Source organism: Dinoroseobacter sp. S375 (assembly GCF_049800775.1).
GTDB lineage: Bacteria > Pseudomonadota > Alphaproteobacteria > Rhodobacterales > Rhodobacteraceae > Dinoroseobacter.
Genome location: NZ_JBNAFR010000003.1, coordinates 465,427 through 488,693, shown reverse-complemented (window position 1 = coordinate 488,693; position 23,267 = coordinate 465,427). Strand labels below are relative to the sequence as shown.

Below are 23,267 nucleotides of genomic sequence, written 5' to 3'. Positions count from 1 at the left end.
CCATCCATGGCTCATCGCGAACATATCCCTGTTGTCATCGTCGGCGGCGGTCAGGCCGGCCTCTCCGTCAGCTATTACCTCGCCCAGAAAGGGCTCGAGCATGTGGTTCTGGAGCGGCACGAGAAGTTCCATTCCTGGCGCGTGAACCGCTGGGACAGCTTCTGTCTGGTGACCCCGAACTGGCAATGCCGCCTGCCCGGCTTCCCCTATGCGGGCGATGATCCGGACGGGTTCATGGTCAAGGAAGAGATCACCGACTATCTCGACGCTTTCGCCGAGACATTCGCGCCGCCCATCATGGAGCATTGCACGGTCACCCGGATCGCCGAGCGGCCCGGCGGCGGGTATCTGGTCGACACCAGCCAAGGCAACTACGCCACCGATCAGGTGGTGATCGCCACGGGCGGCTATGACAATCCGATCGTGCCGCCCTATGCAGATCAGCTCGACCCGGCGATCCGGCAGATCCATTCCGTCGATTATCGCCGCCCGGACCAGTTGCCCGACGGCGCCACGCTGATTGTCGGGACGGGGCAGTCCGGCGTGCAGCTTATGGAGGATATGCATCTCGAAGGCCGGGACGTGCATCTCGCCGTGGGCCCGGCCCCGCGCTCGCCGCGCAAATATCGCGGGCGGGATGCCACGGACTGGCTCTATGACATGGGCCATTATGACATCACCATCGCCCGGCACCCGGACCCCCATCACGCCCTGACCAAGACCAACCACTACATGACCGGCCGCGATGGCGGGCATGAGATCGACCTGCGCAAATTCGCCACCGAAGGCGTGTCGCTCTATGGTTCGGTCAGCGGGATGGAGGGCACCAAGATCTCGTTCCTGCCGGATCTAGAGACCAATCTCGACGATGCCGACAGCAGCTATCTCGGCATTCGCACGGCCATCGACGCCTATATCGCCGAGACCGGGATCGACGCCCCCGAGGAGCCGCCCTTTGCCAAGATGTGGCGGCCGGAGCAGGAGATCACCGAGATCGATTGCGCCGCCGAGGGGATCACCTCGATCCTCTGGGCCATCGGCTTCCGCCCGGATTACAGCTGGATCGATGTGAATGTCTTCGACGCCCAGGGCCGCCCGCAATTCGATCGCGGGATCTGCAAGCAGGACGGCTTCTATTTCATCGGTCTGGGTTGGCTGAACACTTGGGGTTCCGGGCGGTTTCTCGGGATTGACGAGGATGCGGGCTATCTTGCCGATGCCATCTTCGCGAAATCCAAACAGGCGCTTCAGGCCGCGTCATGACCGCGGCGCCGTTCCTGCATCCCGGCCCGGTCCGGCGCGAGACGCGCCTGACCCTCGGCATGGCACAGCTGGCCTATCGCGGTCTCGCAGAGGACTGGTGGCTGCGCCATCTGGGCGATGTGCACTGGCAGCTGATTGCCGATGCCGTCGGTCAGCACAGCACCGTGTTTCGGGATGCGGCGGGGCGTCAGATCTACGCAGCCTTCTGCGCGACGGAGTTCGAGCAACTGGATCCGGAGGCGGCAGCGCTCGGATCCGAGACGACCCTGTGTTCCGAGTTGTGGGCGGTCGCCAGGAGCCGCCTGCAATCGGTCCACAGGCTCGTCATCGGCGGGCAGAAGGTCGCGCGGATGCGCCTGATCTCGACCTTCGTGACCCATCTCGAGCAGGGCGTGAATGCCAGCGTGTGCCGGGCGAACCCCTACCTGCTGCCGGTCCTGCCGCAAGCCCCGGACGGCTTCGCAGAGCGTTCGAGCGCGCTCGCCAAGGCCCAGCGGGCCGACCCGCGCATTGGCACGCCGAAGCTGGAGTTGCATCCCTGCACGGGCAGCGATTTCAACGCGGTGGGGCTGCTCTATTTTCCGAGCTATACGCGCCTCTTCGAGCAGGCTGCGCAGCGTCTTGACCCGCGCGCCGACTGGCGTCCGGTGCGACGGCGCTGCGTCACCTATTTCTCCAATATCGAGACCGGCGAGACGGTCCATGCCGCGCAAATGCCGGATAGCCCCGGACATCTGGCCCTTTGGCGACAGGGCTCAGGGGAGCACCCCGCGCAGAAAATGGCGCAAAGCCTCTGCGAACGGTTCTAGACCAAGCAGCGCCCGCCCGGTCCCGGGCAGACGCGGATCGGGTGCAAGGTCAGAGCGTGACCCAAGCCGCATTGCGTTGCGAGCTGCGCACGCAGGCATCCACGAATTGCACGCCTTTCAGCCCGTCGGACACTGTCGGATAGACCACATCCGCCGGGGCCGCTTCACCCTTGCGATGGGCGCGAATGGCCTGCGCGGCCTCGGAATAGATCGTCGCAAACCCCTCCAGATACCCTTCGGGATGGCCCGGCGGGATGCGGCTGACCCGGGCAGCGGCATCGCCCGCGCCGGCCCCATTGCGGGTGATCAGGCGCTTGGGCTCGCCAAAGGGCGTGTGCCAGAGGTAATTCGGATCCTCCTGCGCCCATTCGAGCCCGCCCGTCTCGCCATAGATCCGGATCCGCAGGGCGTTCTCGTTCCCCGGCGCGACCTGACTGGACCAGAGCATCCCCTTCGCCCCGCCCTTGAACCGCAGCATCACATGGGCGTTGTCATCCACCCGCCGTCCCGGAACAAAGGCGTCGAGATCGGCGGCAAGCTCGCTCGCCTCAAGCCCCGAGATGAAACAGGCGAGGTTATAGGCATGGGTGCCGATATCCCCCGTGGAGCCTCCGGCGCCCGAGCGCGCGGGATCGGTACGCCACTCGGCCTGCTTGAAGTCCTGCTCGATGGTCAGCCAGTCCTGCGGATACTCCACCTGCACCACGCGCACCGCCCCGATCTCGCCGGCAGCGACCATGGCGCGGGCCTGCCGCACCATCGGGTAACCGGTGTAATTGTGGGTCAGCACAAAGAGCGCGTCAGAGGCCTCGGCCGCTTTCACCAGCTTCTTGGCATCGGCCAGCGTCGAGGTCAGGGGCTTGTCGCAGATGACATGGATCCCCCGCTTGAGGAATTCGCGGGACGCTGCGTAGTGGACATGGTTCGGGGTGACGATCGAGACCGCTTCGATCCCGTCCTTGCGCCGGGCCTCGCGGATCGCCATCTGCTTGAAGTCGTCATAGACCCGCGTCAGTCCGAGCGCCGCGCCGCTTTCGCGGGACTTTTCCGGTGTCGAGGACAGCGCCCCCGCAACCAGCTCATACTGGTCATCAATGCGCGAGGCGATGCGATGGACGGCCCCGATAAAGGCGTCATTGCCGCCGCCCACCATGCCCAGCCGAATACGATCCGTCATCCGTCGATCCCCAGCATCTTGCGGTTGGCCGCCTCATCCGTGCCGCCATCGGCGAAATCGTCAAAGGCCACCTCGGTCGGGCGAATGATATGATCGCGGACAAAGGCCGCGCCCTCGCGCGCGCCATCCTCGGGATGCTTGATCGCGCATTCCCACTCGACCACGGCCCAGCCGTCAAACCCATTTGCCGTGAGCTTCGAGAAGATCGCACCGAAATCCACCTGCCCGTCGCCAGGCGAACGGAACCGCCCGGCCCGGTCGACCCAGCTCTGATAGCCGGAATAGACCCCCTGCCGCCCGGTCGGATTGAACTCCGCATCCTTGACGTGGAACATCCGGATCCGGTCCTTGTAGATGTCGATATTGTCCAGATAATCGAGGCATTGCAGCACGTAATGGGACGGATCATAGAGCATGCAGGCCCGCGCGTGGTTATCCACCCGCTCGAGGAACATCTCGTATGTCACCCCGTCATGGAGGTCCTCGCCCGGGTGGATCTCGTAGCAGACATCCACCCCGCAGTCCTCGGCGTGATCGAGGATCGGACGCCAGCGCGCGGCGAGCTCGTCAAAGGCGGTCTCGATCAGGCCCGCGGGGCGCTGCGGCCACGGATAGACATAGGGCCATGCCAGAGCGCCGGAAAAGGTCGCATGCGCCCCGATGCCGAGATTGCGGGAGGCTGAAAGGGCCTTTTTGACCTGATCGACCGCCCAGGCCTGCCGCGCTGCGGGATTGCCGCGCACCTCTTCGGCGGCGAACCCGTCAAAGGCCGTGTCATAGGCGGGATGCACGGCGACCAGCTGCCCCTGCAGATGGGTCGAAAGCTCGGTCACCGCGACGCCATTGGCCGCCGCCACGCCCTTGAACTCGTCGCAGTAATCCTTGCTCTCGGCGGCGGTGGCCAGATCGATCAGGCGGCCATCCCAGCTGGGCACCTGCACCCCGACATAGCCGCAATCCGCCGCCCATTTCGTGATCGCGTCCCACGAGTTGAAGGGCGCCTCATCCCCCGCGAACTGCGCCAGAAACAGCGCCGGTCCCTTGATCGTTTTCATCCGCATTCCTCCCTAAAATGCTTACTCCATCGATGGCAGATTCTCGCGGATCACGATGTCGATCCGGATTGTCTCCTGCGATTTGATCACCGGGGTCTTGTCGCATTTGGCGCGCAGCACGCGCAGGGCGCTGCGGGCGAGATGCCCCGTGTTCTGGGTGATGACCGCATCCACCACGCCCGCACGCAGCAGGCTGGCGGAATTCTCGGTCAGCTCGTGATCGATCAGCACCGGACGCACGGGCAGGCCCGCCGCCGTGATGGCGCGGGCGATGCCCTGCACGCTGGCCCCCACGGAATAGACGCCGATCACATCCGGGTTCTGCTCCAACGCGCGCAGCGTGACCTTTTCCGTATGGGCCGGATCCTCCTGCCCTTCGACGCTGGGCAAGGGCTCAAGATGGGGAAACTCGGCGCTGACGATCTGGTCAAAGCCATGGCGCCGCTCGATCATGTCGCGCGATTGCTTGTTGGTGATGACCACCACCACCTTGCCCTGCCGCCCGCCGGTGAACCGCCCCAGCAGCGTGCCCGCCGTCCGGCCCGCCGCCACGTTGTCGATGCCGACGAAATGGTCCCGATCCGAGTTCGGCTGGTCCGAAACAAGTGACACGACCGGGATCCCGCGCTTGCGCAGATCGGCGATGGCATCGCGCACCAGCGGGGTCTCCTTGGCCATGATCGCGAGCCCGTCGATCTCGTCCGGGCTCAGCTCGGACAGGGTCTTGGCGAGCTGAGTATGGTCGTGGTTCGGCACCCGGATCGTCCGCAGTTCGGTGCGGTCATGGCGCGCATTCACCACCGTCTCGGCGATCCCCCGCTCGAGACTGGCGAGGAACTGCCCCTTCCAATCCGGCAGTACGAAGGCAAAGCGGTAGGTCTTCTGCCGCGCAAGGTTGGCCGCCGCCGTGTCGCGCACATAGCCGAGCTTGTCGATGGCCGCCTGCACCTTCTTGATCGTCACGGAGCGGACGCCCGGGCGCTCGTTGAGCACCCGGTCCACGGTCGCAAGGCTCACGCCAGCCACCCGGGCAATGTCATTGACCGTTGGTTTTGCGACGATTGTGAGGCGCGGCTTGCTCAGTTTAGGTCACCATTTCTCTGGCTAGCGCATCGAACAGAAGCGCCACGGCCTCTGCGCCCGGATCATTGTGGCCCCGCAGGTTTTCCTCGGGCACATAGGCCGCCCGCCCGGCCTTGGCCCGATGGATGGCGGCGGTGCTGTCGGCGCCGGTGCGGGCGGCTGCAGCGGCGGCAGAGATCCCGCTCGGCAGCGCGTCCAATGCCGGGGCAAGCGCGTCGATCATGGTGCGGTCCCCGACCGAGGCCCCGCCCACCTGGCTGACACGGGTCAAACCATCGACCAGCGCCTTTTGCACGGTCGCACCATTGGCGCAGGCATCGCCCGCGGCGTTGAAGTAGATCGCGAGGATCACGCCGGACGATCCGCCCATGGTCTGGCTCAGCTCATTGCCCAGGGCCGGGAAAAGCTGCGTCAGATCCGCAAGCGGCATCCGGTCGAGGCTCGATTGCAGCGCCCGCGCCGCCGTGGCCAGGGTGCTGCCGGTGTCCCCATCGCCGGACTTGGCGTCGAGCGTGTTCAACTTGGCCTCGGACGCGATCAGCAGGTCGGTGACCTTCTGGATGATCTCGCGGGTTTTGGGGTTCTGCGAGGGGATCGGCTCGATCGGGGTGAGCCCATCGGGCAGCGGCACGACCGGAGGCGTCACCACCTGCGCCATGCCGGGCCAGGCGGGCATGGGCACCGGCGCGCCAAGCGCGGCCAGCTCTGCCGGGGTCACCGCCATGATCGAGACCGAGAAGCCATGCATGTCCAGCGAGGTCATCAGCGGCGCGGGCCCGATCAGGTGGTCCACCAGCCCGGCCTCGGTCAGGGCATGGGTCAGCACCGACATCTCGAGCGGCGTGGTCGAGCCGAGATTGTTCACGATGGCCACGGCCTGCCCTTCGGCATGGCCGCGCAGCTTGTCGACCACGGTGCCCATGGCGCTCATGGCGGTGGAGAAATCGACCTGCTCCACCCCCGGCTCGCCATGGATGCCGAGCCCCAGCTCGGCCTTGCCTGCCCCGATCCGGTTTTCCTTGCTGGAGCCGGGAATGGTGCAGGTATCAAGGCTCATCCCGATCGAGGCGACCTTGCCGATCACGGCCTTTGCTGCCGCCGTGACCGTGTCGAGATCCGCGCCCTGCTCGGCCATGGCCCCGGCGATCTTGTGCACAAACAGCGTGCCCGCCACGCCGCGCGGCTGCGGCAGGTCCGGCAAGGCGATGTCGTCATCCACCACGACCATCTCGACCTTGCGGCCCAGCGCCCGGGCCCGCTCGGCGGCGAGCCCGAAATTCAGCCGGTCGCCGGTGTAGTTCTTGACGATCAGGAGACACCCGGCCTCGCCGGTCACGGCCAGAATGCCGGCCAGCACGGCCTCCACCGAGGGGGAGGCAAAAACCTCGCCGCAGACCGCCGCGGTGAGCATCCCCTCGCCCACGAACCCCGCATGGGCGGGTTCATGCCCCGAGCCCCCGCCCGAGACCAGCGCGACCCGGGACTTGTCCCAGTCGGAGCGGAACACGACCTTGATATGCGGATACCCGTCGAGCCGCGACAGCGCCCCGCCCGCAGCGGCGAGCACCCCGTCCAGGGCCTCCGTGACCAGATCCTCTTTGGCATTGATGAATTGAGCCATGGTGGTCCTCCCTTACACGACCCGCGCGCCAGAGGCGTCGAAATAGAGTGGATTTTGCGGGCTGATTTTTATCGTTTCATGGGCTGCGTAATCCTGATGCGGATCCGTGAGCGTGGTGATCGCATGGCCCTCGACCTCGAGATGGAGCCGGGTCTGATCCCCCAGATGCTCGGACCTCAGGACGGTCGCGGCAATCCCGTCGCCCTGCCGGATATTCTCGGGGCGCAACCCGATGCTCGGGCCCTTGTGGCTGCCGGGAAAGAGCGACGAGGGCAGGATGTTGATCCGCGGCAGGCCAAGGCGGCTGGCGACATAGATGCTGCTGGGGTTCTCGTAGATGTCCTTGGGCGTGCCGTATTGCACGAGCCGCCCTTCCTCGAGCACGCCGATATGGGTGGCCATGGTCATGGCCTCGATCTGGTCATGGGTGACATAGAGAAGTGTCGAGCCGAGATCCGCATGGATGCGCTTGAGCTCCACCCGGAGATCCGCGCGCAGCTTGGCGTCGAGCGAGCTGAGCGGTTCATCCATCAGGTAGATCGCCGGATCGCGCACCAGCGCCCGCCCGATCGACACGCGCTGCATCTCGCCGCCCGAGAGCTCCGTCGCCTTGTTGTCGAGCTTGTGCGGAATCTGCAGCACTTCAGCGATCTTCTGGACCTTCTGGGCGATCACATCCTCGGGCGTCTTGAGGATGGGCGAGCGCAGGGGGAAGGCCAGATTGTCCCGCACCGACATATGCGGATAGAGCGAGTATTGCTGAAACACCATCGCCACGTCGCGCTGTGCCGGGGTCTCATCGCCGACATCGCGCCCGCCGATATGGATGCTGCCCGCATCGAGCTTTTCCAGCCCCGAGATCAGGCGCAGGGTCGTGGTCTTGCCCGCCCCCGTGGGCCCGAGGAGCACGACGAACGCCCCATTCTCGATGGTCATGGAGATATCCGAGACGGCCTGGGTCTTGCCAAAGGCCTTGGACACGTTCTTGAGCGAAACCTCAGCCATGGAGCACGCCCTCATTCAGTTCGGATTTCAGGGCCCGGCCCGATTGCCGGTCAAAGAGCGTGACCGTCCCGGGATTGAAGGCGAGGCCCACGGTCTCGCCGGTCTTGGCAACCTGCTTGGCATCGACCCGGGCCTTCACCTCGCCCGCTGCCGTGTTCAGCGTGACGATCTGGGTGGTGCCGAGATACTCGCTTGCCAGCACTTCGGCCCGGAAGGGCGCATCATCGGCGAGCCGGATATGCTCGGGGCGCACGCCAAAGGCCATATCCCCCTCGAAAGGCTCGCGGGTCAGGGGCACGGCGAAACTGTTGGCATGCATCGCGACCTCCGCATCGCCGGTCCCGACCTTGCCGTGGAACTTCAGGAAGTTCATCGAGGGCGAGCCGATGAAATCGGCGACGAACATGGTCGCGGGCTTGTCATAGATCTCTTGCGGGGTGCCGAACTGCTCGACCACGGCGTTGTTCATCACGACGATCTTGTCGCCCATCTGCATCGCCTCGAGCTGGTCATGGGTCACGTAGACCGTGGTCGCCCCCATCCGGTCATGGAGCGCCCGGAGCTCTTCGGCCATATGCTCGCGGAACTCGGCATCGAGCGCGCCGAGCGGCTCATCCATCATGAACGCCTTGGGTTCCCGCACGATGGCGCGACCCAGCGCGACCCGCTGGCGATCCCCACCCGAGAGGCCCCCGACGGGCTTCTTGAGGATGTCGGTGATGCCGAGAATGCCCGCCACCTCGTCAATCTTGGTCCGGATCTGCGCCCGGGGCATGCCCTGACTTTTCAGGGGATAGGCGAGGTTGTTGTAGACATTCATATGCGGGTAGAGCGCGAACATCTGGAAGACGAAGGCGATATCGCGCTGCGAGGGGGCGCGTTGCGCGATCTCTTCGCCGTCGAGAAAGATCTCGCCCGAGGTCGGCAGCTCCAGCCCTGCGATCATCCGCAGGGTCGTGGTCTTGCCGCAGCCCGAGGGGCCGAGCAGCATGAAGAACTCTCCATCCTCGATGGTGAACGAGCTCTCGCGGACGGCGGTGAAATCCCCGAACTGCTTCTTGAGGTTCTTGATGACAATCTGCGCCATGCTTACTCCGGGAAATGGCTGACGATGATGAACATCACCGTGCCGATCAAAGTTGTGATGAAGGAATAGGTGAAGGCCCAGATCGCGAAGGGCTGCATCAGCATGAACACCCCGAGCGCGATGATGATGGTGGCCAGCATCTCCCATGGGCCGCGCCGCAGCCGGAGAAGGCCGTTGAAGAACTTGCTCATTTGCGGACGGCTCCGAATGTGATCCCGCGCAGCAGGTGCTTGCGCAACAGAATGGTGAAGATCATGACCGGCAAGAGGAAGATCGTGGCCCCCGCCGCCACAGCCGGCCAGTCGAGACCGCCAATGCCGATGATCGTCGGGATGAAAGGCGGTGCGGTCTGTGCCGTCGCCGAAGTCAGAAGCACCGCAAAGGCATACTCGTTCCAGGCAAAGATCAGGCAGAAGATCGCAGTGGAGGCGATGCCCGTCGCCGCTTGGGGCAGCACCACCTTGTAGAAGGCCTGAAACCGTGTGTAGCCGTCGATCAGCGCGGCCTCTTCATACTCGCGCGGGATCTCGTCGATGAACCCTTTCAGCAGCCACACTGCGAGCGAGATGTTCACCGCCGTATAGAGCAGGATCATGCCCAGATGCGTGTCCGACAGCCCGAGATTTCGATACATCAGGAAGATCGGGATCGCGACCGCGATGGGTGGCATCATCCGCGTACTGAGGATGAAGAACAGCAGGTCATCGGCCAACGGGATCTTGAACCGGCTGAAGGCATAGGCGGCCAGCGTGCCGAGGAAGATGCTCAGGAAGGTGGAGCCGAACCCGATGATCACCGAGTTCATGAAGCGCTCGCCGAACTTCGACGGGCCGACGATGACCATGTCGTATTTGCGCACGATCTCATCCGCCCAGTTCTCGGGCGGGTTCGCCTCGAGGAATTCCTGGGTCTGGCGGGTCCGCGTGGTGAAGAGGTTCACATAGCCTTCCAGCGTGGGCTGGAACCCGGCCTCGCTCTCGCTGCCGATGATGTATTTCGGCGGATAGCTGATCGCGTCCGCAGGGCTCTTGAACCCGGTGAAGCCGATCCAGACCAGCGGGATCATCGTGATCAGCGCATAGAGGATGACCAGCGTCCCTGCGAACCACTTGGTTCGGTTGGAGGGTTCGGTGATGGAATACCCGCTCATCTCTCTTTTACCTTGTTCAGGGCTTTGACGTAGATGCTGGCGAGGCCGAAGACGGTCACGAAGAGGATGATCGCATAGGCCGAGGCATAGCCCGTGCGCCACTTCTCAAAGGCTTCGCGTTTGAGGTTGATCGAGGTGAGCTCGGTGACCGAGCCGGGCCCGCCCCCCGTAAGCTGCACCACCAGATCGAACATCTTGAAGTTCTCGATCCCGCGGAACAGCACGGCCAGCATCAGGAAGGGCAGGACCATGGGGATCGTGATGGTGAAGAACTGCCGCAATTTCGAGGCGCGGTCGATCTCGGCCGCCTCGTAGATGTAATCGGGGATTGATCGCAGCCCCGCGAGGCAGATCAGCATCACGAAGGGGGTCCACATCCACGTGTCTACGATCACGATCGACCAGGGCGCGAGATTGACGCTGCCCAGCATTTCGAAGCTCGACGGGTCCTTGCCGGTGAAGAAGCTGACGATGTAATTGAACAGGCCGATCTGCGGCTGGTAGAGGAATTTCCAGAAGTTGCCGACCACCGCCGGCGACAACATCATCGGCAGCACGATGATCGTCGTCCACAGGTCGTTGCCCTTGAACTTCTTGTTGATCAGCCAAGCCAACGTGAACCCGATCAGGACCTGAAAGAAGATCGTCCAGAACAGGAAATGCGCCGTGGCCTGCATGTTCAGCCAGATGTCGCTATCGGTCAGGATCCGCTCGTAATTGCGCAACCCGATGAACTCGGGCTCGCGGTTGATGCGGTTGGCCTTGTAGTTGGTAAAGCTCAGCCGGATCGTCCAGATCAGCGGGAAGATGTTGATCGCCAGCAAGAGGAAAATCGTCGGGGCCACGAAGATCCAGGCGATGGCCCGGTCCGACAAACCCTTGATTTTGCGCGCAACTGGAGTGGGCGTTGCCGCCGCAACGCGATCTATTGTCCGGTCAGACATGTGATTGGCCTGTGTCCTGGAAAGATACGCCGGGACCGGGGGGTCCCGGCGCGAGGGGGTGCCGGTGCGCGACGGGATCGCGCACCCGGCGGGGAGTTAGAGCTTGCCTTCGTCCTCGAAGACCTCGGTCCAGTCCTCGATCAGCTTGTCGAGCGCCTCTTTCGCGCTGCCCTGATCGGCGACCACGTAGTCATGGACGCGCTTCTGCATCGCCAGCAACAGCTCGGCATAGGCCGGCTCCTGCCAGAAGTCCTGCACAGCGCCCATCGCCTCGAGGAAGTCCCCGGCAAAGGGCTGGCTGTCGACAAAGCCCGGATCGTTCAGCACGGAGTTATGGGCCGAATAGCCGCCCAGCTCCCACCATTTTGCCTGCACACCGGGATCGGCGAACCACTTGATATACTCAAGCGCGGCATCCTGCTTGTCGGAATAGGCGACCACCGAGATCCCCTGCCCGCCCAGCGTCGAGCCGGCCTGGTTCTGCGGTGGGTTCACGAAGAAGTCGATCTTGTCGCCGCCCGTGGAGGGATCCGCATAAAGACCCGGGAAGAACGCGAACCAGTTCATGGCCATGGCGACCTGACCGGATTTGAACGCATCGAGGCTCTCACCCATATAGGAGTTCGTGTAGCCCGGCGGGGTCGCGGTCGCGTAGAACTCCTTATAGAATTCAAGCGCTTCGACGGCCTCCGGCGAGTTCACAGCCCCTTCCATGTCGTAAGATCCCGGGGTGTTTTCATACTTGAACCCCCACGGATAGAGCGCCGAGGTCACCCCCATGGTGATCCCTTCCGAGCCGCGCTCGGTGAAGATCGCCGCGCCATAGACGGTTTTGCCGTCGATCTCGCGCCCCTGGAAGAACTGCGCAATCTGCAGCATCTCGCGCTGGGACTGCGGCTCGCGCAGGTCCTCGCCCGTGGCTTCCTTATAGGCGGCCTGGATGTCCTCGCGCTCGAACCAGTCCTTGCGATAGAACCAGCCATTCGCATCCCCCATCGCGGGCAGCGCGTAATAGTTCGGCGTGCCTTTGGGCCATGTGGAATAGGCATAGACCGTGGCCGGTGCGAAGTCGTCCATCGAGATGCCCTCGGCCTCGAAGAAGTCGTTCAGCTTGACGTAATGGCCGTTCTCGGCACCCCCGCCGATCCACTGGCTGTCCCCGATCAACAGATCGCAGAGTTTGCCGCCGGAGTTCAGCTCGTTGAGCATCCGGTCTGCGAAATTCGGCCATGGGATGAACTCGAAGTTCATGCTGTGGCCCGACTGGGCCTCGAATTCTTTGGACAGCTCGACCAAGGCATTGGCCGGATCCCACGCGGCCCAGCACAGGGTCAGATCCTCGGCTTGCGCCGTGTTCGCGACCCCTGTGGCCGCAAGTGCAATGGCACTGGCCGTTGCCAGTTTTGAATATGACATTCATTCCTCCCGTTTTTTTGCCACCAAGCCCAAGGACGAATCGCGGCATGCTGTCACGCTATCTGAGGTACGCACCTCAGGTCTACATATTTTTGAGGTGCGTACCTCTAGAATATGAAAATCATTGATCCTGCAGTAACTTATGGGAATTTTCCCTGCAAAAAAACGTCAGGCTGAAACGATTCGCCAGCGGGACTGGGTGCGATTCTCTTGGTCACGGCATCGCCTTCGCCGCCCCCGGCCACCGGTGTTTCAGCCCATTGGGCAGACGCCCTGCACCCACCGACCAACATGAAAAAGCCGCCCGCGCCGAAGGAAGCGGCGCAGGCGGCGAGGCCCGGGGTCAGGCAGAAGAAACGCGGTGTCAGGCGGCGGTATAGAGCTTGGCAGACCGCCCGCCCCCGACAATTCCCTGATCGTAGAGATGCGCAATCTCGGTGTCGTCGAGGCCCGTGACGCAGCTCAGCACCTCCTCGGTGTTCTCGCCCAGCAAGGGGGCCGGCTGCGGCGCGGAGCGCGCGTATTCCGAGAAGGCCGCCGCATGGCCCGGGACCGGGAATTGTCCGAGCCCCGCCTGCGCAAGTTCGGTGAAGACCGGGTTGTCGGGGCTCAGATCCGGGTCCTCGGTCACGGCCTCTTTCACCGTGCGGAATTGCGACCAGGTCAGCTTGGCCGCCTCGAAGATCTCGCCGATCACATCTGCCGGGCGCGCCGCGAACCACGGGCGCAGGATCTCGGTGATCTCCGCGCGCAGCTCCCAACGGGTGCCTTCATCCGACAGATCGCGCCGCGTGCGGCGTGCCAATGCATCCATCTCGTGCTCGGTGCCCGTGACCTTGACCAGCCCGGACCATTGCCGCCCGGTCAGACCGATCACCATGATGCGCTTGCCATCCGCGCAGAGGAAGTCCTGCCCATAGGCGCCGTAAAGCGCATTGCCCGATTTGCCCCGCTGGGTCTCGTTCAGCACCGCATCGCCGATCATGCCGAGATGGCCAAGCGTGGCGGCGGCCACATCCTTGAGGGTCAACGCCACCTCCTGCCCCGCCCCATGCCGGAGCCGGTGGCGCTCGGCCGCCAGCACCGATGAGACGCACATATGCCCCGCCATCAGATCCCAGGCAGGCAAGGCATTGGCGACCGGCGCGTCATGGCCCTCGGGGCCGGTGATGTCGGGAATGCCGAGCGCGGGGTTCACCGTGTAATCCACCTGCGGACGGCCATGGCGATCGCCGAGCAGGGTGACCATGATCAGGTCTTCGCGCTGCTGGCGCAGGGTCTCGTAATCCATCCAGCCGCGCACCCGCAGATTGGTGAGCAGAATGCCTGCATCCTCGCCCGGTGCGGCGATGGTCCGGGTGACCAGCTCGCGCCCCTCGGGGCGGCTGAGATCCACCGCGATGGAGCGTTTGCCCTTGTTCAGCCCGGCCCAGAACAGGCTCTGCCCTGAAGGCGCCAAGGGCCAGCGCCCGGCATCGAGCCCGCCTTCCAGCCGGTCAAAGCGGATCACATCCGCGCCCATCTGGGCCAGCGTCATCCCCGCGAGCGGGACAGCCACAAAGGCCGAACTTTCCACGACGCGCATCCCGTTCAGAATTCCGGTCATCTCATTCCTCCCATTCGGCTGTGGCGGTCATGCCCCTGTGGCCACCATCGGCGGTGGTACACATCTCAAGGCGGCCCGCGCCGCTTTGTTGCGCGCAGAGGCGCATGTCACTGTCGTGGAACATCGGGTGCACTCCGCGGAACCGGAACCGGTCCGGGCGCCGCCCCCGCCAGGCGCAGGCCTCGGCCATCAGCAGGTTCGCCTGCAGGGGCCCATGGACCACGAGGCCGGGGTAATGCTCGATCTGTTGCGCATAGGGCAGATCGTAATGGATCCGGTGCGCATTGAAGGTGATCGCCGAGTACCGAAAAAGCAGCGCGGTCGAGACAGGCTGGTAAGTGTCGATCACGAGTTCCCCGGTCAGGCCCGGCTTTTTCGGGGGCGGTGTGAATTGCGGCGCGATGGGCAAATAGACGATGGTCTGGCTCTCGCGGATCGCGAGCCCGCCTGCGCCGCGCAGCTCATGGGCCAGTTCGACAAAGACCATGCCCCCGGTGGAACCGTGCTTTTCATCCACGCGGGTGATGGTCGAGGTCTTCTCGATCTCTTCGCCGACGCGCAGATCGTCGTGAAAGCTGAGCGCTCCGCTGGCCCACATGCGCCGCTCATAGGGCACCGGGGGCAGGAAGCCCCCGAGCTTGGGATGCCCGTCTTCGGCGAGATCCGCCATGCCTACCGCGGGCGGAAAGGCGTACCAGTGCCAGAGCGGCGGCAACACCTCCCCCGGCCCCGGGCAGGTCAGATCCGCGCGCGCCAGCGTGGCATGGATGGTCGTGGCCACGCCGTGGGGCACACAGCCCGTCACGGTTTCCGAGCGGCCCACCCAATCCGTCAGATGATCCACGGTCGGATCGGCCCCTGCGCCAAGGTGTGTCTGGGATCCGTCCATGGCGCTGTCACGCTGCCGAGCGGTCGGGCGACAGGATCCGCGCCACGGTGGCACCCATGGCCGAGGGGTTCGGCGCAACCTCGATCCCGCAGGAACTGAGCAGCGCGACCTTTTCCTGCGCACTCTCTCCGAAGGCCGAGATGATCGCCCCCGCATGGCCCATCTGCCGCCCTTTGGGCGCGGCCAGACCGGCGATATAGGCGGCCACCGGCTTGGTCATGTGATCGCGCACATAGGCGGCGGCTTCGGCCTCTTGCGGGCCGCCAATCTCGCCGATCATGATCACCGCATCGGTGTCCGGGTCCGCCTCGAAGAGCTCGAGGATATCGCGGAAGGACGAGCCGTTGATCGGATCGCCACCGATCCCGATGGAGGAGGAAATCCCGATGCCCATGCCCTGCATCTGCGAGGCGGCCTCGTAGCCCAGCGTGCCGGAGCGACCGACAATGCCCACGCGCCCGGGGGTGTAGATATGCGGCGGCATGATCCCCATGAAGCCCTTGCCAGGGCTGATGATGCCCGCGCAATTCGGCCCGATGAGGCGCATCTTGCGCTCGCGCGGGAAGCGGCGGAGGAAGCGTTTGACCCGCATCATGTCCTGTGCCGGGATCCCGTCGGTCACGCAGACGGCGGTGCGGATGCCCGCCTCGGCGGCCTCCATCATCGCGTCCGCAGCGGCGGGGGGCGGCACAAAGAGCAGGCTCGCCTCGGCCCCAGTCGCCTCCACCGCCTCGCGGACGGTGTTGAACACGGGCCGGTTCAGCACGCTGGTGCCGCCTTTGCCCGGGGTGACCCCGGCAACGACCTTGGTGCCGTATTCGATCATCTCCTGCGCGTGGAACTGGCCGATCCGTCCGGACAGGCCCTGCACCACGACGCGGGTGGTCTCATCAATCACGATAGCCATGGGGGCCTCCTATTCAGCAGCGATGGGATGGGGGCGGGCCGAGACCGCGGCGTCGGCGGCTTCGGCAAGGGTGTCGGCACTGATGATCGGCAGACCGCTCTCGCGGATCAGCTTCTGGCCGGCCTCCACATTCGTGCCCGACAGACGCACCACGACCGGGACCGTGATGCCCACATCCTTGTAGGCCTGGATCACCCCGTTCGCGATCCAGTCGCAGCGGTTGATACCGGCGAAGATGTTCACCAGGATCACGCTGACATTCGGATCAGACAGGACCGTGCGGAACGCCTGACAGACCCGCTCGGGGCTCGCACCACCGCCGATGTCGAGGAAGTTCGCAGGCTCCCCCCCGGCAAGCTGGATCATGTCCATCGAGGCCATGGCGAGCCCGGCCCCGTTGATGATGCAGCCGATATCCCCGTCGAGGCCCACATAGGCGAGCCCGTGATCGGCGGCGAAGCTTTCGCGCGGATCCTCTTGGCCCGGATCGCGCAGGCTCGCGACCTGCTCGCGCCGGAACAGAGCGTTGGTGTCAAAGGACATCTTGGCGTCGAGCGCGACCAGCGACGCATCCTTGCACACGACCAGCGGATTGATCTCGACCATCATCGCATCGAGGTCGCGATAGGCCCGGTAGCAAGCCTTGAGCACGGTGATCATCTCGGCGATCTGCGCCCCTGCGAGGCCCAGTTTGAAGGCCAGCTCGCGGGCCTGATACTCCGCCAGACCGACCGCCGGGTCCAGAACCATGCGGATCAGGCTGTCGGGATCCTCATCGGCGAGATCCTCGATCTCCATGCCACCATGGCCCGAAGCCACGATCATGATCCGCTCGGATTTGCGGTCGAGGACGAAACCGAGATAGAGCTCGCGATCGATCTGCGAGGCCTCCTCGACCCAGATCCGGTCGATGCGCTTGCCATTCGCGTCGGTCTGCTTGGTCACAAGGTTCGTGCCCAGCAGCTCGCCCGCAAAGCGGCGCACCTCCTCCTCGCTGTCGCAGAGCTTGACGCCCCCGGCCTCGCCGCGCCCACCGGAATGGACCTGCGCCTTGACCACGCAGCGACCACCGCCCAGCTCGCGACAGCGAAACGCCGCCTGTTCGGGGGTGAACGCGATGCCGCCGCGCGGGACGGGCACGCCGAGATCCGACAGGATCTCCTTGGCCTGATACTCATGAATATCCATGGTTTCTCCTCCCAGCTGCGGCTTATTCGGCGGCCACGGCCTTGGCCGCGATAGCATTGGCCGTGTCGATCAGGTTGCGGGCCATCTTCTCGCTGGCCGCGTCGATCATCTTGCCATCGAGGCTTGCGGCGCCTTTGCCCTCGGCCTCGGCGGTGCGCAGCTCGGTGATGATCCGTTCGGCTTTGGCGACCTCGGCCTCGGGCGGGCTGAAGACATCATTGGCCATGTCGATCTGGCTCGGATGGATGGCCCATTTGCCCTCGCATCCAAGGGCTGCCGCACGCTGCGCCCCGGCGATGTAGCCATCCGGGTCGCTGAAGTCGCCGAAGGGCCCGTCAATCGCCCGCAAACCGTAAGCCCGGCAGGCGATGACCATGCGCGAGATCGAGGCATGCCACTGATCCCCCGGGTAGTTCGGGTTGAGCCCGCCGATATTCACCGTGCGCGCCCGCATGCTGGCGGCGTAATCCGCCACACCGAAATGCAGCGCCTCAAGCCGTCCGCCGAACTGCGCGATGGCCTCGACATTTGCCATGCCCAGCGCGGTTTCAATCAGCGCCTCGATCCCGACCCGGGTCTGCAGCCCACCGGCCTGCTCGGCCTGATTGACCATGGCGTCGACCATGTAGAGATCCGCAGGCACACCGACCTTGGGCACGAGCAGGGTGTGCACCCGGTCGCCCGCCTGTTCCATGATGTCGACCACGTCGCGGTACATGTACTGCGTGTCGAGCCCGTTGATCCGCACCGAGACCGTCTTGCCCTTGGCCGCCCAATCGATGTCGTTCAGGGCCTGGATCGCGTTCTTGCGGGCCTGCAGCTTCTCGGGCGGGGCAACCGCATCCTCCAGATCGAGAAAGACGAAATCTGCGGCACTGTCGGCGGCCTTGTCGATCATTGCCGGGTTCGAGGCGGGCACGGCCAGCTCGGAACGTTGCAGTCGCTGGTGACGCAAAGGGTGCAAGGTATGTGACATGGGAAATCCTCGGGGTCGGAAAAAGGGAGTGGACGGAGGGGGGGGGCGGTTACTCCGCCGCCACCCGCAGGGCCGGGCGCGCTTCGCCCTGGGTCGCGAACCAGGCCTGGGCGGCGCTGACACCATGGCCGAGCTGGATCGAGGCGCCCGCACGGTAGAGCGACATCTCGGCAATCGAGAGCGCGGTCAGGCACATCCCCTCGTTCAGATCGCCCAGATGGCCAATCCGAAAGACCTTGCCCGCAAGCGGCCCAAGGCCACTGCCGAAGGAGGCGTTGAACTCCTCATAGGCGATGCGCAGCACGTCGCGGGCATCCACATCGCTCGGCACCCGGATCGCCGAGACCGTGTCGGAGTAGAGACTGTGATGCTCGGCCACGAGGGACAGCCCCCAGGCTGCAATGCCCCGGCGCACGCCTTCGGCCAGACGGTGATGGCGGGCGATGACCTGATCGAGGCCCTCTTCGTTGATCAGGTTCAGGGATTGCCGCAACCCGTGAAAGAGCTGCGTCGGCGGCGTGTAGGGAAAGTACCCGCCGGCATTCATGTTCAGCATATCCGTGAACTCGAAATAGGCCCGGCGCATGGTCGCGCTCTTGGAGGCCTCCAGCGCCTTTTCGCTGACACCGAGAATGCCGAGCCCGGCGGGCAGCATCAGACCCTTCTGGCTGCCGGTGACCACGAGGTCGACCTCCCAGCGGTCCATCTCGAAAGCGAGCGAGCCCACGGAAGAGACGCCGTCCACAAAGAGCAGTGCGTCGTGGAAGTTTTCATCCAGCGCACGGCGCACGGCGGCCACATCCGAGGCCACGCCGGTCGCCGTCTCGTTATGAGTGACGAAGACCGCCTTGATCTCGTCCTTGCGGTCTTGACCCAGCAGGCGCGAGAACTCCTTGACCGGCGTGCCTGCGCCCCAGGGCACATCGACAACCTCGACATCCAGCCCGAGCCGCTGGGCCATCTCGACCCAGAGCGTCGAGAACTGCCCGAGCCGCGCCATGAGCACCTTGTCGCCGGGGTTGAGCGTGTTGGTGATCGCCGCTTCCCACGCGCCCGTACCGGAGCCCGGAAAGAACATGACCTTGCCGGTCTCGGTGCCGAGGATCGGTTTCATATCCTCGAACAGGCTCAGGGTCAGGTCGCCGAAATCCGACGCGCGCATGTCCTGCATCGGGACATTCATCGCCCGCCGCACGGGTTCGGGCACATTGGTGGGGCCGGGAATGAAGAGGTGAGTATGGCCAGTTCGCATGGTGAATCCTCCGTTGTGCAGAGGGTCGTAACGCGGCCCATTGCGATGCTGCAAAGGCAACCGGGTCCTGCTGTGAATGCGAAACTTCACAAACTCATAATTTGTGAAACTGTGAACTTCATGTTAACAGGGCTGATGAAGACCTTTATCGGACCCCGTCTGCGCCGCCTGAGAAACGAGGCCGGGCAGACCCAGGCAGAGATGGCCAAGCTGCTCGGGATCAGCAATTCCTACGTGAATATGCTGGAAAAGAACGAGCGCAGCGTCTCGGTGCAGGTGCTGCTCAGGCTTTTCGAGGCTTATGGCGTGGACTGGCGCGACATCGCCGAAGAGGCGGATACCGCGACGCTCGGCGACCTGCGCACCATGTTTCAGGACCCGCTGTTCGAGGCCAACCGCCCGGACCTGCCCCAGCTGCGGGCGCTGCTGGCCCATTGTCCGGATGTGGCGCAGAGCTTCCTGCAGCTGCATCGCTCGTACCTTGCCAATACCGACCAGCTGCTCAACCTGGCCAATGCCAGCGAATCCGATCTCGGCCTGTTGCGCGCCTCCCCCGAAGCAGTGGTCCATGACTTCTTTCGCAACAACAAGAACCATTTCCCCGAGCTGGAGGAAGCCGCCGAGGCGTTCTGGGACGGCAAGACCGTGCGCAGCGATGACGTCTACAGCGCGCTCAAGGCGCGGCTACGTGAAAAGCTCGATGTGAAGACCGAGCTGGTGCCCGTCGCCGAGATGCCCGACACCCTGCGCGAGTATGACGAGGTCCGGCAGGAGCTGCGCCTGTCCGAAGGGCTCGACCATCCCAACCGCACCTTTCAGCTCGTTCACATGACCGCGCTGATCGAGCATAGCGACCTGATCGACACGATCCTCGAACGTGTGAACCTGAGCGACCCGGCAGGCCTGAACCGCTGCCGGGTGGAGCTGGCGAACTACTTCGCCGCCGCCGTGCTCATGCCCTATGACCTCTTTCTCGCCGAGGCTCTGCGTAGCAAATATGACTTTGCGCATCTGTCCCTGCGCTTCGGCGTCAGTTTCGAGCAGGCCTGCCACCGGGCCACAACCCTGCAGCGCGAGACCGCCAAGGGCGTGCCCTTCTTCTTTCTGCGGGTGGACAAGGCCGGGAATGTCACGAAGCGGTTCAATTCCACCGGTTTCCATCTGGCCGAATATGGCGGGGCCTGTCCGCGGCTGGACGTGCACACCTCCTTCCGGACCCCCGGCGCCATCGTCCCGCAATTTGTCGAGATGCCCGACGGCCGGCGTTTCTTCGTCTTTGCCCGCACGGTCAACCGCCCGCGCTTTACCCGGCATACACAAGACAAGCGGCTCTCGATCGCCATGGGCTGCGGGACCGAACATCTGGAGGCGATCGGCTATGCGGATGAATTCCAGCAGAGCAATCCGAAGATCACAGAGGTCGGGATCAACTGCCGGATCTGCCCCCGCGCCAATTGTGACCAGCGCGCCCATAACGCGATGATCCTGAACGAGCCCGTGGACATCCGCCGCCGCGGCCCCACGCGCTATGCGACCTGACCGGTCGTCTGGCCGCTAGATCGCGATCATCTGGCAACCGCAAGCACCCCTGCGAGAAGAATCTCAGCAAGGATCGCCAGCCAGATACCCGGGCCAACCCCATCCTGCAGCCATTCCGCAGCGCCCAGAACCGCCATGGCGCAGAGCATGACGGCAACCGCCTGTTGCACCGCCTTGCGGGTGGGATTGGGTCCATGGGCTTGCGTCAGAAGCAGGACAAGCGTGAGACCGAGGAAGAGGATCCCGGCGCGCTTGGCCAGCACCTCTGCCGAGGCGGCACCGGCCAGATCAAACAGCCAGAGGATGACCTCCGGCACAAGGATCAGCGTCACGCAAAGCATAGCAAACACCCCCCCGGTGATCCGGGCGGCGAGGCGGTAGGACAGCACCATCATGTCAGCCCCCACCCCGCCGCCGCGAGCGCCAGCGCAAGAGGAAAGAACACCACCCAGGACAGGTGCCGCCCCCAGCTCGCGATCAGGGCAATGGCCCCGCAAACCCCGAATTGCGCGGCGAGGGCCAGCAGGGAAAGCTGCGGGAACCCGGCCGCGCTCATCTCAAGCCGCAGCAGCAGCGCCGCGAGCACCATCCAGATCAGCGACAGGAAATGCCAGCCGAATTTCAGGGTCAGCACGGCATTGCGCCGGCTCCCCAGGATCACCGGCACATCCGGCAACCGACAGATCGGGTCGATCAAGTCGCGGCCTCCGAGCCAGGAATGCATGGCGGAGACAAGAACGAGACAGATCGCGGCAAAACTGAGCATGAGCGCCCCCTAGGTCAGGGCCAGCAGCGCAACGCAGATCGCCCCGAGGCCAAGGATGAGTGGGTTGAAAACCCGGCGATTGAGGGGCCGAAAGGGCTCCAGCGGGGCCGCGCGCTCCATGAACGGGCTGTAGCCATAACCGCCGCGCAGCACGAAGACACCGGCTTCGGCCATCAACGCCCAGCGCAGCAGAGGATCCGGAACGCCGGTTTCGAGCAGGCCGCCAACGGCCAAAGGGATCAGTCCCGCCATCAGGATCGCTCCGGCAGCCATCAGTGTCAGCGCGACCTTGCGCGGGCGGGGCAGGTCAAACGGCGTTCCGATCACGCTGCGGGCGAGATGCGCTTCGGAGCGAAAGGGCCAACTCACACCCGTCGCCCAGAGCAGGTGCAACGCCCCGATCGGCAGCAGGATCAACGCGGCGAGCACGGCCAGAAAGCTAGGCATCGGCGCCGCCATTGGTCAGGGTGTCGAGGAGGCGCAAGCGCGGCTTGTGCCGGGCCTCGTACATCACCAGCGCCCAGAGAAGGAAAAGCGGCGTGGCCAGACCGGCCCCGATTTCGATCTGCTCCTCGATCCGGCTGCCGGTCTCTGTCGGCACCACCTGCAAGCGATGACGCCAGACCGTGACCCCTGCGCCGGTCTCGTCCGATTGAAACCACATCGCCGCGTCATCCAGCGCCTCAACGGTCATGCGATAGGGCTGGTAGGGCAAACGCCCGAACAGCGAGACCTCGACCTCCAGCACCTGCCCCGCATGGATCCGGCCCGAGGGGAGGTCGCGGAAGGCCAGCATCCCCTCGGTCACGCTGCGCAGGTGATCGAGATCGGTTGCGACCTGCCAGACCCGATCCGCCGGAAAGGGATACTCATGGGCCAAGCGCAGGATGCGGGTCATCGGGATCAGATCTCCATCCGTGTGAGGGTTTGGATACGCAGCGCAGCGCGCCCGGACCAGAACATCCCCGCCGCCTCGGGCGCGCGCCAGTCCTGCCAGATCACAAAACTGCCATCGGCCGCGCGCAACGCGGTTGCACGGATGCAATCGGGGCAGCGCCGCAGCGCGGACAGAACCGTCGCCACATCCGCCTCGGAGCCGAGACAGGTCCGGCGGTGCGACACACCCGGCGATGCTGGCTGCGCCGCGGCGGGCCAACCGGCGCAACTCATGGCGACGCAACTCACGGCGGCGATGCCCTTGAGGATGTCCCGGCGGTCCGGGTCTTGCGGCGCCGCCATCACATTACCAGCCGGTCGTAATACGTGACTTCGGGCGGCCCCTCCATGAAGCTCAGAAGCTCGGCCATCACGCCACGCTCCTCGATGAAGGCGAGATAGGCCGCATGGTGATCGCGGTTCAGCCACTCCTCATGGATGAGAAAGGCGCGGGTCTCCGCGTCGTGGTAGAGCGTCACGCTCAGCGCACCGTCAAAGCCGCGCACATTGGCCAGATTGGCCCGCAGAAAGGTCGAGAGCGCGTCGAACGCCCCGGGCTTCACGGTCATCTCAAGGGTCACCCAGATGGTCATCTTAT

The 23,267-nt window shown here is 64.6% G+C and carries 25 protein-coding genes; 3 read left to right on the top strand and 22 right to left on the bottom strand.

Features of this window, described 5'->3' with window-relative positions; translation table 11 throughout:
* Positions 1–6 precede the first annotated feature (6 nt).
* Positions 7–1,263: an MSMEG_0569 family flavin-dependent oxidoreductase gene (locus ACP150_RS10225; RefSeq protein WP_424966504.1), complete on the top strand. Its 1,257-nt coding sequence runs from the start codon at positions 7–9 to the stop codon at positions 1,261–1,263.
* Complete coding sequence (locus ACP150_RS10220) at positions 1,260–2,072, top strand: Pnap_2097 family protein (RefSeq protein WP_424966503.1); 813 nt, start codon at positions 1,260–1,262, stop codon at positions 2,070–2,072. The genes ACP150_RS10225 and ACP150_RS10220 overlap by 4 nt, the downstream gene beginning before the upstream one ends.
* 49 nt (positions 2,073–2,121) lie before the next feature.
* Here ACP150_RS10220 and ACP150_RS10215 read toward each other — a convergent pair whose 3' ends face one another.
* The 16 genes from ACP150_RS10215 to ACP150_RS10140 form a co-directional block, all read right to left on the bottom strand.
* On the bottom strand, positions 2,122–3,249 hold the full coding sequence (locus ACP150_RS10215; RefSeq protein ID WP_424966502.1) for a Gfo/Idh/MocA family protein: 1,128 nt from the start codon (positions 3,247–3,249) through the stop codon (positions 2,122–2,124).
* Positions 3,246–4,304, bottom strand: coding sequence for a sugar phosphate isomerase/epimerase family protein (locus tag ACP150_RS10210; RefSeq protein ID WP_424966501.1), 1,059 nt, complete (start codon positions 4,302–4,304; stop codon positions 3,246–3,248). The genes ACP150_RS10215 and ACP150_RS10210 overlap by 4 nt, the downstream gene beginning before the upstream one ends.
* 21 nt (positions 4,305–4,325) lie before the next feature.
* Entirely contained in the window at positions 4,326–5,339 is a 1,014-nt protein-coding gene (locus tag ACP150_RS10205) for a LacI family DNA-binding transcriptional regulator (protein WP_424966575.1), read from the bottom strand.
* A 49-nt stretch (positions 5,340–5,388) separates the two neighbouring features.
* Entirely contained in the window at positions 5,389–7,008 is a 1,620-nt protein-coding gene (locus ACP150_RS10200; RefSeq protein ID WP_424966500.1) for a dihydroxyacetone kinase subunit DhaK, read from the bottom strand.
* A 12-nt stretch (positions 7,009–7,020) separates the two neighbouring features.
* Positions 7,021–8,013 carry an ABC transporter ATP-binding protein gene (locus tag ACP150_RS10195; protein WP_424966499.1) on the bottom strand — a complete coding sequence of 331 codons (993 nt, stop codon included), beginning with the start codon at positions 8,011–8,013 and terminating at the stop codon, positions 7,021–7,023.
* Positions 8,006–9,100: an ABC transporter ATP-binding protein gene (locus ACP150_RS10190; protein ID WP_424966498.1), complete on the bottom strand. Its 1,095-nt coding sequence runs from the start codon at positions 9,098–9,100 to the stop codon at positions 8,006–8,008. Before ACP150_RS10190 ends, ACP150_RS10195 begins: the two co-directional genes overlap by 8 nt.
* Positions 9,101–9,102: 2 nt before the next feature.
* Positions 9,103–9,291, bottom strand: a complete 189-nt coding sequence (locus ACP150_RS10185) for a hypothetical protein (protein WP_424966497.1) — start codon at positions 9,289–9,291, stop codon at positions 9,103–9,105.
* A complete protein-coding gene (locus tag ACP150_RS10180) occupies positions 9,288–10,250 on the bottom strand; it encodes a carbohydrate ABC transporter permease (RefSeq protein ID WP_424966496.1) in 963 nt (320 codons plus the stop codon). Before ACP150_RS10180 ends, ACP150_RS10185 begins: the two co-directional genes overlap by 4 nt.
* Positions 10,247–11,194 (bottom strand): carbohydrate ABC transporter permease, encoded by a 948-nt coding sequence (locus ACP150_RS10175; protein WP_424966495.1) that lies wholly within the window; start codon positions 11,192–11,194, stop codon positions 10,247–10,249. The genes ACP150_RS10180 and ACP150_RS10175 overlap by 4 nt, the downstream gene beginning before the upstream one ends.
* A 96-nt stretch (positions 11,195–11,290) precedes the next feature.
* On the bottom strand, positions 11,291–12,610 hold the full coding sequence (locus ACP150_RS10170) for an ABC transporter substrate-binding protein (RefSeq protein ID WP_424966494.1): 1,320 nt from the start codon (positions 12,608–12,610) through the stop codon (positions 11,291–11,293).
* Between the two features lie 364 nt (positions 12,611–12,974).
* The gene (locus ACP150_RS10165) at positions 12,975–14,216 is read right to left on the bottom strand and encodes a CoA transferase (protein ID WP_424966493.1); all 1,242 of its coding nucleotides are present in this window, start codon (positions 14,214–14,216) and stop codon (positions 12,975–12,977) included.
* Between the two features lies 1 nt (position 14,217).
* Positions 14,218–15,105 (bottom strand): FAS1-like dehydratase domain-containing protein, encoded by an 888-nt coding sequence (locus ACP150_RS10160; protein ID WP_424966492.1) that lies wholly within the window; start codon positions 15,103–15,105, stop codon positions 14,218–14,220.
* 7 nt (positions 15,106–15,112) lie between these two features.
* Entirely contained in the window at positions 15,113–16,012 is a 900-nt protein-coding gene (gene sucD / locus ACP150_RS10155) for a succinate--CoA ligase subunit alpha (RefSeq protein WP_424966491.1), read from the bottom strand.
* 9 nt (positions 16,013–16,021) lie between these two features.
* Entirely contained in the window at positions 16,022–17,200 is a 1,179-nt protein-coding gene (locus tag ACP150_RS10150) for a malate--CoA ligase subunit beta (RefSeq protein WP_424966490.1), read from the bottom strand.
* A 22-nt stretch (positions 17,201–17,222) separates the two neighbouring features.
* Entirely contained in the window at positions 17,223–18,176 is a 954-nt protein-coding gene (locus tag ACP150_RS10145) for an HpcH/HpaI aldolase/citrate lyase family protein (RefSeq protein ID WP_424966489.1), read from the bottom strand.
* A gap of 49 nt (positions 18,177–18,225) precedes the next feature.
* A complete protein-coding gene (locus ACP150_RS10140; protein ID WP_424966488.1) occupies positions 18,226–19,428 on the bottom strand; it encodes a pyridoxal-phosphate-dependent aminotransferase family protein in 1,203 nt (400 codons plus the stop codon).
* Between the two features lie 135 nt (positions 19,429–19,563).
* On the opposite strand from ACP150_RS10140, the gene ACP150_RS10135 reads away from it, so the two are divergent.
* Positions 19,564–20,967, top strand: coding sequence for a helix-turn-helix domain-containing protein (locus tag ACP150_RS10135; protein ID WP_424966487.1), 1,404 nt, complete (start codon positions 19,564–19,566; stop codon positions 20,965–20,967).
* A 26-nt stretch (positions 20,968–20,993) separates the two neighbouring features.
* On the opposite strand, the gene ACP150_RS10130 is transcribed toward ACP150_RS10135, so the two are convergent.
* The 6 genes from ACP150_RS10130 to ACP150_RS10105 are packed head-to-tail and all read right to left on the bottom strand — an operon-like array spanning position 20,994 to position 23,262.
* Positions 20,994–21,362 carry a hypothetical protein gene (locus ACP150_RS10130; protein WP_424966486.1) on the bottom strand — a complete coding sequence of 123 codons (369 nt, stop codon included), beginning with the start codon at positions 21,360–21,362 and terminating at the stop codon, positions 20,994–20,996.
* Complete coding sequence (locus tag ACP150_RS10125; protein WP_424966485.1) at positions 21,359–21,733, bottom strand: hypothetical protein; 375 nt, start codon at positions 21,731–21,733, stop codon at positions 21,359–21,361. Before ACP150_RS10125 ends, ACP150_RS10130 begins: the two co-directional genes overlap by 4 nt.
* A 9-nt stretch (positions 21,734–21,742) precedes the next feature.
* Positions 21,743–22,180, bottom strand: a complete 438-nt coding sequence (locus ACP150_RS10120) for a DUF3995 domain-containing protein (protein WP_424966484.1) — start codon at positions 22,178–22,180, stop codon at positions 21,743–21,745.
* Positions 22,173–22,631 carry a hypothetical protein gene (locus tag ACP150_RS10115; RefSeq protein ID WP_424966483.1) on the bottom strand — a complete coding sequence of 153 codons (459 nt, stop codon included), beginning with the start codon at positions 22,629–22,631 and terminating at the stop codon, positions 22,173–22,175. The genes ACP150_RS10120 and ACP150_RS10115 overlap by 8 nt, the downstream gene beginning before the upstream one ends.
* Positions 22,632–22,636: 5 nt before the next feature.
* Positions 22,637–22,972, bottom strand: a complete 336-nt coding sequence (locus ACP150_RS10110; protein ID WP_424966482.1) for a hypothetical protein — start codon at positions 22,970–22,972, stop codon at positions 22,637–22,639.
* Positions 22,972–23,262, bottom strand: coding sequence for a putative quinol monooxygenase (locus tag ACP150_RS10105; protein ID WP_424966481.1), 291 nt, complete (start codon positions 23,260–23,262; stop codon positions 22,972–22,974). Before ACP150_RS10105 ends, ACP150_RS10110 begins: the two co-directional genes overlap by 1 nt.
* Between the last annotated feature and the right edge of the window lie 5 nt (positions 23,263–23,267).

Coding starts and splice junctions, on each gene's coding strand:
- ACP150_RS10170 (WP_424966494.1), bottom strand. CDS start 12,610: ATGTCATATTCAAAACTGGCAACGGCCAGTGCCATTGCACTTGCGGCC.
- ACP150_RS10125 (WP_424966485.1), bottom strand. CDS start 21,733: ATGCTCAGTTTTGCCGCGATCTGTCTCGTTCTTGTCTCCGCCATGCAT.
- ACP150_RS10120 (WP_424966484.1), bottom strand. CDS start 22,180: ATGCCTAGCTTTCTGGCCGTGCTCGCCGCGTTGATCCTGCTGCCGATC.
- ACP150_RS10115 (WP_424966483.1), bottom strand. CDS start 22,631: ATGACCCGCATCCTGCGCTTGGCCCATGAGTATCCCTTTCCGGCGGAT.
- ACP150_RS10210 (WP_424966501.1), bottom strand. CDS start 4,304: ATGAAAACGATCAAGGGACCGGCGCTGTTTCTGGCGCAGTTCGCGGGG.
- ACP150_RS10200 (WP_424966500.1), bottom strand. CDS start 7,008: ATGGCTCAATTCATCAATGCCAAAGAGGATCTGGTCACGGAGGCCCTG.
- ACP150_RS10140 (WP_424966488.1), bottom strand. CDS start 19,428: ATGCGAACTGGCCATACTCACCTCTTCATTCCCGGCCCCACCAATGTG.
- sucD (WP_424966491.1), bottom strand. CDS start 16,012: ATGGCTATCGTGATTGATGAGACCACCCGCGTCGTGGTGCAGGGCCTG.
- ACP150_RS10110 (WP_424966482.1), bottom strand. CDS start 22,972: ATGGCGGCGCCGCAAGACCCGGACCGCCGGGACATCCTCAAGGGCATC.
- ACP150_RS10145 (WP_424966489.1), bottom strand. CDS start 18,176: ATGTCACATACCTTGCACCCTTTGCGTCACCAGCGACTGCAACGTTCC.
- ACP150_RS10150 (WP_424966490.1), bottom strand. CDS start 17,200: ATGGATATTCATGAGTATCAGGCCAAGGAGATCCTGTCGGATCTCGGC.
- ACP150_RS10190 (WP_424966498.1), bottom strand. CDS start 9,100: ATGGCGCAGATTGTCATCAAGAACCTCAAGAAGCAGTTCGGGGATTTC.
- ACP150_RS10225 (WP_424966504.1), top strand. CDS start 7: ATGGCTCATCGCGAACATATCCCTGTTGTCATCGTCGGCGGCGGTCAG.
- ACP150_RS10215 (WP_424966502.1), bottom strand. CDS start 3,249: ATGACGGATCGTATTCGGCTGGGCATGGTGGGCGGCGGCAATGACGCC.
- ACP150_RS10135 (WP_424966487.1), top strand. CDS start 19,564: ATGAAGACCTTTATCGGACCCCGTCTGCGCCGCCTGAGAAACGAGGCC.
- ACP150_RS10185 (WP_424966497.1), bottom strand. CDS start 9,291: ATGAGCAAGTTCTTCAACGGCCTTCTCCGGCTGCGGCGCGGCCCATGG.
- ACP150_RS10180 (WP_424966496.1), bottom strand. CDS start 10,250: ATGAGCGGGTATTCCATCACCGAACCCTCCAACCGAACCAAGTGGTTC.
- ACP150_RS10160 (WP_424966492.1), bottom strand. CDS start 15,105: ATGGACGGATCCCAGACACACCTTGGCGCAGGGGCCGATCCGACCGTG.
- ACP150_RS10105 (WP_424966481.1), bottom strand. CDS start 23,262: ATGACCATCTGGGTGACCCTTGAGATGACCGTGAAGCCCGGGGCGTTC.
- ACP150_RS10165 (WP_424966493.1), bottom strand. CDS start 14,216: ATGACCGGAATTCTGAACGGGATGCGCGTCGTGGAAAGTTCGGCCTTT.
- ACP150_RS10175 (WP_424966495.1), bottom strand. CDS start 11,194: ATGTCTGACCGGACAATAGATCGCGTTGCGGCGGCAACGCCCACTCCA.
- ACP150_RS10130 (WP_424966486.1), bottom strand. CDS start 21,362: ATGATGGTGCTGTCCTACCGCCTCGCCGCCCGGATCACCGGGGGGGTG.
- ACP150_RS10220 (WP_424966503.1), top strand. CDS start 1,260: ATGACCGCGGCGCCGTTCCTGCATCCCGGCCCGGTCCGGCGCGAGACG.
- ACP150_RS10195 (WP_424966499.1), bottom strand. CDS start 8,013: ATGGCTGAGGTTTCGCTCAAGAACGTGTCCAAGGCCTTTGGCAAGACC.